10 protein-coding genes are annotated in these 12,807 nt (G+C 65.4%); 6 read left to right on the forward strand and 4 right to left on the reverse strand.

Annotated features, from left to right (window positions below; genetic code table 11):
- Positions 1 to 267: 267 nt before the first annotated feature.
- Positions 268 to 2,496 (forward strand): NADP-dependent isocitrate dehydrogenase, encoded by a 2,229-nt coding sequence (locus tag LGN19_RS20035; protein WP_122946095.1) that lies wholly within the window; start codon positions 268 to 270, stop codon positions 2,494 to 2,496.
- 123 nt (positions 2,497 to 2,619) lie between these two features.
- Here the strand turns inward: LGN19_RS20035 and LGN19_RS20040 are convergent, their stop codons facing one another.
- On the reverse strand, positions 2,620 to 2,844 hold the full coding sequence (locus tag LGN19_RS20040) for a hypothetical protein (RefSeq protein WP_122946094.1): 225 nt from the start codon (positions 2,842 to 2,844) through the stop codon (positions 2,620 to 2,622).
- A 658-nt stretch (positions 2,845 to 3,502) separates the two neighbouring features.
- Here LGN19_RS20040 and LGN19_RS20045 point away from each other — a divergent pair.
- The gene (locus LGN19_RS20045; protein ID WP_226216762.1) at positions 3,503 to 5,101 is read left to right on the forward strand and encodes a multicopper oxidase family protein; all 1,599 of its coding nucleotides are present in this window, start codon (positions 3,503 to 3,505) and stop codon (positions 5,099 to 5,101) included.
- Positions 5,102 to 5,285: 184 nt separating this feature from the next.
- Here the strand turns inward: LGN19_RS20045 and LGN19_RS20050 are convergent, their stop codons facing one another.
- A complete protein-coding gene (locus LGN19_RS20050) occupies positions 5,286 to 5,489 on the reverse strand; it encodes a cold-shock protein (protein ID WP_006478030.1) in 204 nt (67 codons plus the stop codon).
- Positions 5,490 to 6,035: 546 nt separating this feature from the next.
- On the opposite strand from LGN19_RS20050, the gene clpS reads away from it, so the two are divergent.
- The 4 genes from clpS to LGN19_RS20070 all read left to right on the forward strand — a co-directional run bounded on the left by clpS (position 6,036) and on the right by LGN19_RS20070 (position 11,038).
- Positions 6,036 to 6,350, forward strand: a complete 315-nt coding sequence (gene clpS / locus LGN19_RS20055) for an ATP-dependent Clp protease adapter ClpS (RefSeq protein WP_006398529.1) — start codon at positions 6,036 to 6,038, stop codon at positions 6,348 to 6,350.
- Positions 6,347 to 8,647: an ATP-dependent Clp protease ATP-binding subunit ClpA gene (gene clpA / locus LGN19_RS20060; protein ID WP_122946093.1), complete on the forward strand. Its 2,301-nt coding sequence runs from the start codon at positions 6,347 to 6,349 to the stop codon at positions 8,645 to 8,647. The genes clpS and clpA overlap by 4 nt, the downstream gene beginning before the upstream one ends.
- A gap of 104 nt (positions 8,648 to 8,751) precedes the next feature.
- On the forward strand, positions 8,752 to 10,131 hold the full coding sequence (locus LGN19_RS20065; RefSeq protein ID WP_226216764.1) for an amino acid permease: 1,380 nt from the start codon (positions 8,752 to 8,754) through the stop codon (positions 10,129 to 10,131).
- A 136-nt stretch (positions 10,132 to 10,267) separates the two neighbouring features.
- Positions 10,268 to 11,038, forward strand: coding sequence for a hypothetical protein (locus LGN19_RS20070; RefSeq protein WP_122946092.1), 771 nt, complete (start codon positions 10,268 to 10,270; stop codon positions 11,036 to 11,038).
- Positions 11,039 to 11,090: 52 nt separating this feature from the next.
- Here LGN19_RS20070 and dut read toward each other — a convergent pair whose 3' ends face one another.
- Positions 11,091 to 11,537 (reverse strand): dUTP diphosphatase, encoded by a 447-nt coding sequence (gene dut, locus LGN19_RS20075; RefSeq protein WP_226216766.1) that lies wholly within the window; start codon positions 11,535 to 11,537, stop codon positions 11,091 to 11,093.
- Positions 11,538 to 11,592: 55 nt separating this feature from the next.
- The gene (coaBC, locus tag LGN19_RS20080) at positions 11,593 to 12,804 is read right to left on the reverse strand and encodes a bifunctional phosphopantothenoylcysteine decarboxylase/phosphopantothenate--cysteine ligase CoaBC (protein ID WP_226216767.1); all 1,212 of its coding nucleotides are present in this window, start codon (positions 12,802 to 12,804) and stop codon (positions 11,593 to 11,595) included.
- Between the last annotated feature and the right edge of the window lie 3 nt (positions 12,805 to 12,807).

Genomic DNA, 12,807 nt, shown 5'->3' on the forward strand with positions numbered 1-12,807 from the left:
GGGTGGGCCGGCGTGTCCGGCCGCCCCGGCGCCCACTGCCGGCGCCGGAGCGTTTCGTGGATGGCAGGTTTGTTGGCAGGGCGGTCCGGCATGCGGGCCGCGGCGCCGCGATGCGGCCCGGAGCCCCTGCAAGGTAGAACATGACGGCCCTCGCAACACCACCGCCCGGCTGAGCCGGCGCGCCCCTTTCGCGACCGACCCGGTCGCTCCCCGCCGGTTACCCGCCGGCGCTCTCAGTCAAAATTTTCACGTAGCAACGCATCGACCATGTCCACTTCGCCCAAGATCATCTACACCCTCACTGACGAAGCGCCCGCGCTCGCGACCTATTCGCTGCTGCCGATCGTCAAGGCCTTCACGCGCTCGTCCGGCGTCGCCGTCGAAACGCGCGACATCTCGCTCGCTGGCCGCATCATCGCGGCATTCGCAGACGTCCTGCCGCCCGAGCAGAAGGGTGCAGACGATCTGGCCGAACTGGGCCAGCTCACGCTGAAGCCGGAAGCGAACATCATCAAGCTGCCGAACATCAGCGCATCGGTGCCGCAGCTCAAGGCCGCGATCGCTGAACTGCAGGCGCAGGGCTACAAGCTGCCGGCCTATCCGGAAGATCCGTCGACGGACGAAGAGAAGGCGGTCAAGGCCCGCTACGACAAGATCAAGGGCAGCGCGGTGAACCCGGTGCTGCGCGAAGGCAATTCCGACCGCCGCGCGCCGCTGTCGGTCAAGAACTACGCACGCAAGCATCCGCACAAGATGGGCGCGTGGAAGGCCACGTCGAAGGCGCACGTCGCGCACATGAGCGAAGGCGACTTCTACGGCAGCGAGAAGTCGGCGCTGATCGCCGATGCCGGCAGCGTGAAGATCGAACTCACGACGGCCGACGGCGCGAAGAAGGTGCTGAAGGAAAAGACGGCCGTGAAGGCCGGTGAAGTGATCGACGCATCGGTGATGAGCCGCAATGCGCTGCGCAGCTTCATCGAAGCGCAGATCGCCGATGCGAAGGCGCAGGACGTGCTGTTCTCGGTGCACCTGAAGGCGACCATGATGAAGGTCTCCGATCCGGTCCTGTTCGGCCATTTCGTGTCGGTGTTCTACCGCGACGCGCTCGCGAAGCACGCTGACGTGCTGGCGCAGGCTGGTTTCAACCCGAACAACGGCATCGGCGACCTGTACGCGCGCCTGAAGGACCTGCCGGCCGACACGCGCGAAGCGATCGAAGCCGACATCAAGGCTGAATACGCAGTGCGCCCGCGCCTCGCGATGGTCAACTCCGACAAGGGCATCACGAACCTGCACGTGCCGAGCGACGTGATCGTCGACGCGTCGATGCCGGCGATGATCCGCGATTCGGGCGGCATGTGGGGCCCGGACGGCCAGCTGTACGACGCAAAGGCCGTGATTCCGGATCGTTGCTACGCCGGTGTTTACCAGGCCGTGATCGAGGACTGCAAGCAGCACGGCGCGTTCGATCCGGTCACGATGGGCAGCGTGCCGAACGTCGGCCTGATGGCGCAGGCGGCTGAAGAATACGGTTCGCACGACAAGACGTTCCAGATCCCGGCGGACGGCGTCGTGCGCGTCACCGACGAAGCGGGCAACGTGCTGCTCGAGCATGCGGTGGAAGCGGGCGACATCTGGCGCATGTGCCAGACGAAGGACGCGCCGGTGCAGGACTGGGTCAAGCTCGCGGTGAACCGCGCGCGCGCGACCGGCGCACCGGCCGTGTTCTGGCTCGATCCGGCTCGCGCACACGACGCGCAAATCATCGCGAAGGTCGAGCGTTACCTGAAGGATCACGACACGAACGGCCTCGACATCCGCGTGATGACGCCGGTCGACGCGACGCGTTTCTCGCTCGAGCGCATCCGCGCGGGCAAGGACACGATCTCGGTCACCGGCAACGTGCTGCGCGACTACCTGACCGACCTGTTCCCGATCATGGAACTCGGCACCAGCGCGAAGATGCTGTCGATCGTGCCGCTGATGGCCGGCGGCGGGATGTTCGAAACGGGTGCGGGCGGCTCCGCGCCGAAGCACGTGCAGCAGTTCGTCGAGGAAGGCTTCCTGCGCTGGGATTCGCTCGGCGAATTCCTCGCGCTGGCCGCGTCGCTCGAGCACCTCGGCAACGCCTACCAGAACCCGAAGGCACTCGTGCTCGCGAAGACGCTCGACCAGGCGACCGGCAAGTTCCTGGACGAGAACAAGTCGCCGGCGCGCAAGGTCGGCGGCCTCGACAACCGCGGCAGCCACTTCTACCTGTGCCTGTACTGGGCGCAGGCGCTGGCCGAGCAGACCGACGACGCGGCGCTGAAGGCGCAGTTCGAAGGCGTGGCGAAGGCGCTGTCCGACAACGAAGCGCGCATCCTGGAAGAACTGGCGGCTGCACAGGGCAACGCGCAGGCCATCGGCGGCTACTACCGTCCGAACGTCGACCTGACGAGCCAGGCCATGCGCCCGAGCGCGACGCTGAACGGCATCGTCGACGCGGTCGCCTGACGCGGGTCGCGCGATCGCGCGAGTCGATGCGTGTACCGGCGCGGCGGGCATTACCGCCTGTTGCCTGTTACAAAAGGAAAACGCCCCGGACGCCCGGGGCGTTTTTCGTTGCAGGCTTGCCATTCAGACGTGAACGATTTCCCATTCGGCGATTTCGTGCGGCACTTCGAGCGTGGCCGTGTCCAGTTCCGACAGTTGCTCGCAGTCGCCACGGGAGATGTGGTCGGCTGCCACTTCGGGGCACGTGAACGCACCGAGCAGGGCGTTGCCGAATGTCGCTTCCCAGCCGCCGTTACCCGGCAGGATGTAGAACGACCCGAGCGCTGAACCAAAGCGAAATCCCTTCATTTCCGTTCTCCCTTTCTGATCACAAGCGATTCTGTTGTGCCACCTGGTGGCCCGGCTGGCTGCTTGCGCCGGGTTCCGTGTCGAACGTCGTGGCGAAGCGTCAGTGCATGGAACAAAGTCTACGTCCGGGACCCGGTCGGATGGTGCATGTAGAACGGCTTCACTAAACAAAAATTCTCTTTTAAAAACAAATAATTATTTGCATCGTTTTGTATTGTGGAACGTTTTTTGGCATCGCGAAACGGGAAATTTGTGCCCTGCACCACGAATTTTTACAACGCAGAGACTTGTTCCGCATCGTGAAATATTGGCGGGTTGGCGGGCCGGTGGTGCGACAAGCGCCAGGGCGGGGCCGAACGGCAGGCGCCTGGCGACCGCCTGGAAGCTGAATGGGGCAGGGTTGAGTGGCGTGCTGCGGTCGCGAGTGACGGGCCGTGCAGCGCGGGTCGACGATGTCGGTCGACGTGTACCGCATCGGGTGCGGCGTCGTTGAACCCTGCGGCGTATCGCCGCCCGGCCGGCGGCGGTGCTTTTCGATATGGGCCTGCGGTTATGATGACGCGGGCATCAGGATTCGCGTCGCGCATCGGCGCGACAGCCGGCTGGCGCGGGTGTTGCGGCGGCCGCGCGACGCAGCATGGATAACGAGGAACGATTGATGATACGGAGAACCTTCCTGTCGCGCGCCATCGGTGTCGCGGCCGCGTCGCTGTTCGCGCGCGCCGCGTGGGCGCAGCATGCCGGTCACGCAGGCATGGCCGGCATGGATTCGATGGATGACATGCCCGGCATGCCGGGCATGGCGGGTCACGGGCAGCACGGCAAGTCCGCACCGGCCGCGCTCGCGGCTGCCGACGCGCTGCCGGCCGGCGCGCCGCTTGCGGCGCTGCGCACGCTCGCGAACGAAAGCCGCGAGCCCGGCACGTTCCGGGCCACGCTGGTGGCGCAGCCCGTGGCGCGCCCGATGCTGCACGGTGTACGGCCGACCACTTTCTGGCAGTTCGGCGCGGGCACGCAGGGCCCCGTCGTCGGTCCGCTGATCGACGTGCGCGAGGGCGACACGGTCGAGATCAAGTTCGTGAACCAGCTGCCGCAGCCGTCGACGATCCACTGGCACGGCCTGCCCGTGCCGCCCGACCAGGACGGCAATCCGTCCGATCCCGTCGCGCCCGGCGCGTCGCGCGTGTACCGCTTCACGTTGCCGAAGGGGAGCGCCGGCACCTATTGGTACCACCCGCATCCGCACATGATGACGGCCGAGCAGGTCTTCCGCGGGCTGGCTGGCCCGTTCATCGTGCGCGCCGCGGACGATCCGCTGGCGGGCTGGCCCGAGCGCAATCTGTTCGTGTCGGACCTGAAGCTTGCGCGCGACGGCACGATTGCACCGAACGACATGATGGACTGGATGAACGGCCGCGAGGGCCAGTTCGTGCTGGTCAACGGCGCGCGCCGGCCGCGGATCGACGTCGCGGGCGACGAGCGCTGGCGCGTGTGGAACGCGTGCAGCGCACGCTACCTGCGCGTCGCGTTCGACGACGGCCGCGCGTTCGAGCACGCGGGCACGGACGGCGGGCTGTTCGACGCACCGCGCCGCGTCACGTCGCTGCTGATCGCGCCGGGCGAACGCGCGGAGCTGCTGGTGCGCGCCGGCGATCGTGCATCGCGCGCGGTGCTGCAGGCGGCCGAATACGACCGCCGCAAGATGTCGATGTCGCACGATGACGGGCACGGCAGCCTGCCGCCCGATCCGGCGCTGGCCCTGGCCGACGTCGCGTTTGCGCCGGCCGCCGCGCGTACGCTGCCGGCGACGCTGCGCGCGGTGCCGCCGCTGGGCGAGCCGGTCGCGCACAAGGAGGTCGCGTTCGGCGAAGAGATGGACATGGACGCGATGATGAAGGGCGGGGCGCACGGCCGCCCGGCGGGCATGCGCTTCACGATCAACGGCGACACCTACGCGCCGCACCGCGCGACGCTGACGAGCCGCCGTGGCGACATCGAGCGCTGGACGATCCGCAATGGCACCGACATGGATCACCCGTTCCATCTGCACGGCACGCAATTCCAGGTGATCGAGCGTGCGTCGGGCGGTTCGCGCACGAGCGAACCGTTCCGCGCATGGCGCGATACCGTGAACGTGCGCAGCGGCGAAACCGTGACGATTCTTGTCACGCAAGACATGCCAGGCGAGCGCATGTTTCATTGCCACATTCTCGAACACGAGGATCTCGGCATGATGGGCACGCTGAAGGTCGTGTAACGAAGTGGCGATTATGTTTCACGCGTCGGACGAGTATCCGATTTGCGCGCGAGACAAGACAATGCGTGTTCAATTATCGGGATTGAACGAAAAGGCCGGCCAATCGATTATCGATTGGCCGGCCTCAAATAAAGAAACCCGGCGCAATACCTGCGCCGGGTTTCTTCGTCTGATATCCGGTGCCTTATGCGGCCTGGATGTTCGACGCTTGCTTGCCCTTCGGTCCTTGAACGACGTCAAAGCTCACCTTCTGGCCTTCCTTCAGCGTCTTGAAGCCATTCATGGTGATAGCCGAGAAGTGCGCAAACAGATCCTCACCGCCCTCATCGGGAGTGATGAAACCGAAGCCCTTCGCGTCGTTGAACCACTTAACGATACCAGTTGCCATTTCCTACTTCCCCTGTCACACAGTCGCTGCTACTTACCACGAGCACGCTCGAAAAGCTAAACGACCGGAAAATGCAGCCGTTCCCCCCTCACAAGCTCACCTTCGGCCTCTTTCATTTTGCCAACCGGCAAATTGAAAAAAGTGCCAGCTTGATTGTTGGCGCTCTTTATTGGAGTGTCAAGTGGAATTTTTAGACGTTTAGAGGGACGTTGTAAAGAACCCATTTTCAGGGTTTTTCCGGCTTTGCTTAGCAGCACGCGGCCAAGCGCGAGGTCTTGAAAAGCCGCATAATCGGCTCATATACCAGGCTCGAGTGACACGCGTTCGAGTCGTCCCGGCTTGTGGGATACTGGATGCGGACACGACGTTCCGGTGCGGTTCCCCCTGACGGTTCGTGTTCCGCGCCACGCGTGAAAGCCGGCACCGCAGCCGGCTTTCGTATGGCACGAAGAAGATCGCGTGTTCCGGGATTCCGGGGAGGGCGCCGGCCGGTCGGTCGGGTAATGGCAGGATTGCGGGCCTGTCCGAGTTGTTTAGAATGGGTGTATGGCGATTATCCCGGACAAGCAGGACAGCACCGTCCTGGAACGCAAGCAGCAGAAGCTCAAGCCGCCTTCGATGTACAAGGTGGTGCTGCTGAACGACGACTTCACGCCGATGGAGTTCGTCGTGATGGTGGTCCAGGAGTATTTCAAGAAGGATCGCGAGACGGCCACGCAGATCATGCTGAAGGTCCATCGCGAAGGGCGAGGGGTTTGTGGGGTCTATACGCGGGACATCGCGTCGACCAAGGTTGAGCAAGTCGTTACCCATGCGCGGCAGGCCGGGCATCCGCTGCAGTGCGTGATGGAGGAAGCATGATTGCCCAGGAATTGGAAGTCAGCCTGCACATGGCGTTCATGGAAGCACGCCAGGCGCGCCATGAGTTCATTACGGTCGAGCATTTGCTGCTGGCCCTGCTGGATAATCCGACGGCAGCCGAGGTGTTGCGCGCGTGCGCGGCAAACATCGAGGATTTGCGTCAGAACCTGCGCAATTTCATCCACGACAACACACCTACCGTCCCGGGCACCGACGATGTCGATACCCAGCCGACGCTCGGTTTCCAGCGCGTGATCCAGCGCGCGATCATGCACGTCCAGTCGACGTCGAACGGCAAGAAGGAAGTGACCGGCGCGAACGTGCTGGTCGCGATCTTCGGCGAGAAGGATTCGCACGCCGTCTACTACCTGCAGCAGCAGGGCGTCACGCGGCTCGACGTCGTGAACTTCATTTCGCACGGCATCGCGAAGACCAACAACGGCGAAGCCGCGAAGTCGACCGATGCGAACGCGGAAAGCGAAGACGCGAACGCGCAGAAGGAAACGCCGCTCGCGCAGTTCACGCAGAACCTGAACCAGATGGCGAAGGACGGCCGGATCGATCCGCTGATCGGTCGCGAGCCCGAGGTCGAGCGCGTGGTCCAGGTGCTGTGCCGTCGCCGCAAGAACAATCCGCTGCTCGTCGGCGAAGCCGGCGTCGGCAAGACCGCGATCGCGGAAGGGCTCGCCTATCGCATCACGCGCGGCGAAGTGCCGGACATCCTCGCGAACGCGCAGGTCTACTCGCTCGACATGGGCGCATTGCTCGCGGGCACCAAGTATCGCGGCGATTTCGAGCAACGTCTGAAGACGGTGCTGAAGGAGCTGAAGGAGCGCCCGCACGCAATCCTGTTTATCGACGAGATCCACACGCTGATCGGCGCGGGCGCCGCGTCGGGCGGCACGCTCGATGCGTCGAACCTGCTGAAGCCGGCGCTGTCGTCGGGCGTGCTCAAGTGCATCGGCGCGACCACCTTCACCGAGTATCGCGGCATCTTCGAGAAGGATGCGGCGCTGTCGCGTCGCTTCCAGAAGGTTGACGTGACGGAGCCGACCGTCGAGCAGACGGTTGCGATCCTGCGCGGCTTGAAGTCGCGCTTCGAGGAACACCACGGCGTCAAGTATTCGTCGGGCGCACTGTCGGCCGCGGCCGAGCTGTCGGCGCGCTTCATCACCGACCGTCACCTGCCGGACAAGGCGATCGACGTGATCGACGAAGCGGGCGCCGCCCAGCGCATCCTGCCGAAGTCGAAGCAGAAGAAGACGATCGGCAAGAGCGAGATCGAGGAAATCATCTCGAAGATCGCGCGTGTGCCGCCGCAGAGCGTGTCGCAGGACGATCGCAGCAAGCTGCAGACGCTCGACCGCGACCTGAAGAGCGTCGTGTTCGGCCAGGATCCGGCGATCGATGCACTGGCTGCATCGATCAAGATGGCGCGGGCGGGCCTCGGCAAGATGGACAAGCCGATCGGCGCGTTCCTGTTCTCCGGCCCGACGGGCGTCGGCAAGACCGAAGTGGCGCGCCAGCTCGCGTTCACGCTCGGCATCGAGCTGATCCGCTTCGACATGTCGGAATACATGGAGCGTCACGCGGTGAGCCGCCTGATCGGCGCGCCGCCGGGCTACGTCGGGTTCGACCAGGGCGGTCTGCTGACCGAAGCCGTCACGAAGAAGCCGCACTGCGTGCTGCTGCTCGACGAAATCGAGAAGGCGCATCCGGACATCTTCAACGTGCTGCTGCAGGTGATGGACCACGGCACGCTGACGGACAACAACGGCCGCAAGGCGGATTTCCGCAACGTCATCATCATCATGACGACGAACGCGGGCGCCGAGTCGATGCAGAAGGCGACGATCGGCTTCACCACGCGCCGCGAGACGGGCGACGAGATGACCGACATCAAGCGCCTGTTCACGCCGGAGTTCCGTAACCGCCTGGATTCGATCATCAGCTTCCGCTCGCTCGATGAGGAAATCATCATGCGCGTGGTCGACAAGTTCCTGATCCAGCTCGAGGAACAGCTGCACGAGAAGAAGGTCGACGCGCTCTTCACCGACGCGTTGCGCAAGCATCTCGCGAAGCACGGCTTCGACCCGCTGATGGGTGCGCGGCCGATGCAGCGGCTGATCCAGGACACGATCCGGCGCGCGCTGGCCGACGAGTTGCTGTTCGGCAAGCTCGTCAACGGCGGCCACGTGACGGTCGATGTCGACGAAAACGACAAGGTGCAGTTGTCGTTCGACAAGCTGGCGAATCCGCCGCACAAGCCGAACGAAGAGGCGGTCGAAGTCGAGTAAGCGATAATCGGGTAGTTCATGCGAACGGCGCGGGATGTTTTCCGCGCCGTTTCGTTTTATCTGGCGCCGGCGGCGCGTTGGTGGTGCAGGGGAGTGGCAACGCAGTGACACAACAACAACGGACGTTCGACGACATCGTCGCGCGCGAACAGGGTTTGCGCCATGCGCTGACGTCAGGGCAGATGGCGATGATAGCGATCGGCGGCGCGATCGGCACGGGGCTGTTTCTCGGCAGCGGGTTCGCGATCGGGCTCGCCGGCCCGAGCGTGCTGGTCTCGTATGCGATCGGTGCGCTGATCGCGCTGCTGCTGATGGGTGCGCTCGCGGAAATGACGGTTGCGCACCCGACCGCCGGCTCGTTCGGCGCGTATGCCGAGCACTATGTCGGCCCGCTGGCGGGCTTCCTGGTGCGCTATGCGTACTGGTTCGCGGTCGTGTTCGCGATCGGCACCGAGATCAGCGCGATTGCCGTGTTCATGAAGTACTGGTTCCCGGCCGTGCCCGGCTGGTACTGGGTGATCGGCTTCTCCGCGCTGCTGATCGCGGTGAACCTCGCGAGCGTCACGCTGTACGGCACGGTCGAATACGCGTTCTCGCTGCTGAAGATCGCGGCGATCGTCGTGTTCATCGTGCTCGGCGCCTATCTCGTGTGGTCGGCGCCGGCCGCATCGGGCGTCGGTTTCGCGAACTACACCGCGCACGGCGGCTTCATGCCGAAGGGGCCGTGGGGCACCTGGGTCGCGGTGATCGTCGCGATCTTCAGCTACATGAGCATCGAAGCCGTCGCGATCGCGGCTGGCGAGGCACGCGATCCGCAGCACGCGGTCACGCGCGCGTTCCGCTCGACCGTGTTCCGGCTCGTGCTGTTCTACCTGCTGACGCTGTCGCTGATGCTCGCGATCGTGCCGTGGACGCAGGCCGGCACCGACGAAAGCCCGTTCGTGAAGGTGATGGCCGCGACCCACGTGCCGTACGCGGCAGGCGTGATCAACTTCGTGCTGTTGATCGCGGCGCTGTCGGCGATGAACAGCCAGCTCTACGTGACGACGCGGATGATGTTCAGCCTGTCGCGTGCGCGGCTCGCACCAGCGGTGTTCGGCCGGCTTGGCGCCAACGGCGTGCCGCGCGCGGCGCTGTGGATCTCGACGAGCGGCGTCGCGGTCGCGGCCGTGCTGGTCGCGCTGGCGCCCGATACCGCGTTCACCGTGATGATGGCGATCGCGATGTTCGGCGCGCTGTTCACGTGGATGATGATCTTCGTCACGCACCTGCGCTTCCGTGCGCGGTATCGCGGCCCCGCGCTCTCATTTCGGATGTGGGGGCACCCGTTCGGCAGCCTGCTCGGTGCGGGCCTCGTCGCGGCGATCCTGTTCACGACCGCGTTCACACGCGAATTCCGGATGACGATGGTGGTCGGCATCGTGTTCGTCGTGCTGCTGACGCTCGCGTATGCGCTGCATTACCGGCACGAACACGCTCGTTGACGGTACCGGTGCGCCCGCCCGCTGCGTTTTTCCGCTCGCTAAGGTTCCGTTAAGCCCGCGGCGACTACATTCGATCCTGTCTGCAAGGCAGGCCGGCACGCGCCGGCCCGCCGCTTTCCTGCAAAAAGGGGTTCGAATGAACAAACTTCCCGAAATCACGCTCGCGTTCTGGATCATGAAGATCTGCGCGACGACGCTCGGCGAAACCGGCGGCGACCTGCTGTCGATGACGCTGAACGTCGGCTACGCGGTGAGCTCGATCCTGCTGTTCGGTTTCTTTCTCGTGACGCTGGGCGCACAGCTCAAGACGACACGCTATCGCCCGGCGATCTACTGGGCCGTGATCGTCGCGACGAGCACGGCCGGCACGACGATGTCCGACTTCATGGACCGCACGCTCGGCCTCGGCTACGCAGCCGGTTCGTCGATCCTCGTCGCGATCCTGCTGGCGATCTTCGCGGTCTGGCGCCTGAGCGGCGAATCGCTGTCGGTCGACCTGATTCGCACGCGCAAGGTCGAACTGCTGTACTGGATTGCGATCCTGTTCTCGAACACGCTCGGCACTGCGCTCGGCGACTTCCTCGCGGACAGCTCGGGGCTCGGTTTCGGCGGCGGCGCGCTGCTGATCGGCGGGCTGCTGGCGGTGATCGTGCTTGCGCACTACTTCACGCGGATCTCTGGCGTGTTCCTGTTCTGGGCTGCGTTCGTGCTCACGCGCCCGTTCGGTGCGACGGTCGGCGACCTGCTGACGAAGCCGGTCGCGAAGGGCGGCCTCGCGCTCGGCACGGTCGGGTCGTCGGCCGTGCTGCTTGGGGTGCTGGTCGCGCTGGTGATCTATGCGATCGTGGCTCAGTCGCGGCAGCGCGACCTGACGCCCGCGCGGATCGCGCAAACCGTCCAGGAATGACGGCGAAGGACAAGAAAAAGGGGCCGCGAGGCCCCTTTTTTCATTGCGTCGTTCAGTGGCGGCCGGTGCTGCCGAAGCCGCCTTCGCCGCGATCGCTCTCGGCGAAATCGTCGACGATGTTGAACTGCGCCTGCACGACCGGCACGATCACGAGCTGCGCGAGCCGTTCGAACGGGTTCAGCACGAACTCGGTCTGGCCGCGGTTCCACGTCGAGATCATCAACTGGCCCTGGTAGTCGGAGTCGATCAGGCCGACCAGGTTGCCAAGCACGATCCCGTGCTTGTGGCCGAGGCCCGAGCGCGGCAGGATCAGCGCCGCATAGCCGGGATCGGCGAGGTGGATCGCGAGGCCCGTCGGCACGAGCGTCGTTTCGCCCGGCTGCAGCGTGACGGGGGCGTCGAGGCATGCGCGCAGGTCGAGGCCCGCGCTGCCGGTGGTCGCATAGGCGGGCAGGTAGTCGCGCACGCGCGCGTCGAGAATCTTCAGGTCGAGTTTCATGCGGTCGTCGAATCGGTCGGGAAGGGCGCGGCGGCAAGCGCCGCCGCGCGGGTGATCAGATCAGGCGGTTGTCGGGCAGGCGCTTCGCGATTTCCGCGACGAGCGTGTGCGCGAGTTCGTCCTTCGGTGCGCGCGGCAGGCGCGTGAGGCCGGCGGCCTCGAACAGCACGACTTCGTTGTCGTCGCGACCGAACGTCAGCGGGCCGAGGTTGCCGACGAGCAGCGGCACGTTCTTGCGCTTGCGCTTCTCGTCGCCGTGCACGTCGAGGTCGCCGCTTTCGGCCGCGAACCCGACACAGAACGGCGGATCGGGCAGCGCCGCGACCGACGCGAGGATGTCGGGGTTCTCGACGAACGCGAGCGCGGGCACCTTGTGGTCGGCCGTCTTCTTCATCTTGTGCTCGGACGGCTGCGCAACGCGCCAGTCGGCGACCGCGGCCACCGCGATGAAGATGTCGGCATCGGCGACGGCATGCATGACCGCGTCGTACATCTGCTGGGCCGTCTGCACGTCCTGGCGGTACACGCCCCACGGCGTGTCGAGCGCCACCGGCCCCGCGACGAGATGCACGTCGGCGCCGGCCTGCTGCGCGGCGCGCGCGAGCGCGAAGCCCATCTTGCCGCTCGAGCGGTTCGTGAGGCCGCGCACCGGGTCGAGCGGTTCGAACGTCGGGCCGGCCGTGATCAGCACGCGCCGGTGCGCGAGCACCTTCGGCGCAAAGTGCGCGACGATCGCTTCATAGATCGCTTCGGGCTCGAGCATCCGGCCATCGCCGACTTCGCCGCACGCCTGCGCGCCCGAATCCGGGCCGAGCACCGACACGCCATCCGCGCGCAGTTGCGCGGCGTTGCGCTGCGTGGCCGGGTTCTGCCACATCTGGCGGTTCATTGCGGGGACAACGAGCAACGGGCAATCGCGCGCGACGCACAGGGTGGACAGCAGATCGTCCGCGAATCCGTGCGCGAGCTTCGCGAGGAAGTCCGTCGACGCGGGTGCGATCACGATTGCGTCGGCTTCGCGCGACAGGTCGATGTGCGCCATGTTGTTGTCGACGCGCGCGTCCCACTGGCTCGTGTAGACGGGCCGGCCCGACAGCGCCTGCATCGTGACGGGCGTGATGAACTGGGTGGCGGCTTCGGTCATCGCGACCTGGACGGTCGCGCCGGCCTTCGTGAGCAGCCGGGTGAGCTCGGCGATCTTGTAGCAGGCGATGCCGCCCGTCAGGCCGAGAACGAGGTGTTTTCCAGCGAGTTCTGCGTGTGCCAACTC

It is taken from the genome of Burkholderia sp. AU30198, assembly GCF_020419825.1.
Lineage (GTDB): Bacteria > Pseudomonadota > Gammaproteobacteria > Burkholderiales > Burkholderiaceae > Burkholderia.

Coding starts and splice junctions, on each gene's coding strand:
- LGN19_RS20035 (WP_122946095.1), top strand. CDS start 268: ATGTCCACTTCGCCCAAGATCATCTACACCCTCACTGACGAAGCGCCC.
- LGN19_RS20040 (WP_122946094.1), bottom strand. CDS start 2,844: ATGAAGGGATTTCGCTTTGGTTCAGCGCTCGGGTCGTTCTACATCCTG.
- LGN19_RS20045 (WP_226216762.1), top strand. CDS start 3,503: ATGATACGGAGAACCTTCCTGTCGCGCGCCATCGGTGTCGCGGCCGCG.
- LGN19_RS20050 (WP_006478030.1), bottom strand. CDS start 5,489: ATGGCAACTGGTATCGTTAAGTGGTTCAACGACGCGAAGGGCTTCGGT.
- clpS (WP_006398529.1), top strand. CDS start 6,036: ATGGCGATTATCCCGGACAAGCAGGACAGCACCGTCCTGGAACGCAAG.
- clpA (WP_122946093.1), top strand. CDS start 6,347: ATGATTGCCCAGGAATTGGAAGTCAGCCTGCACATGGCGTTCATGGAA.
- LGN19_RS20070 (WP_122946092.1), top strand. CDS start 10,268: ATGAACAAACTTCCCGAAATCACGCTCGCGTTCTGGATCATGAAGATC.
- dut (WP_226216766.1), bottom strand. CDS start 11,537: ATGAAACTCGACCTGAAGATTCTCGACGCGCGCGTGCGCGACTACCTG.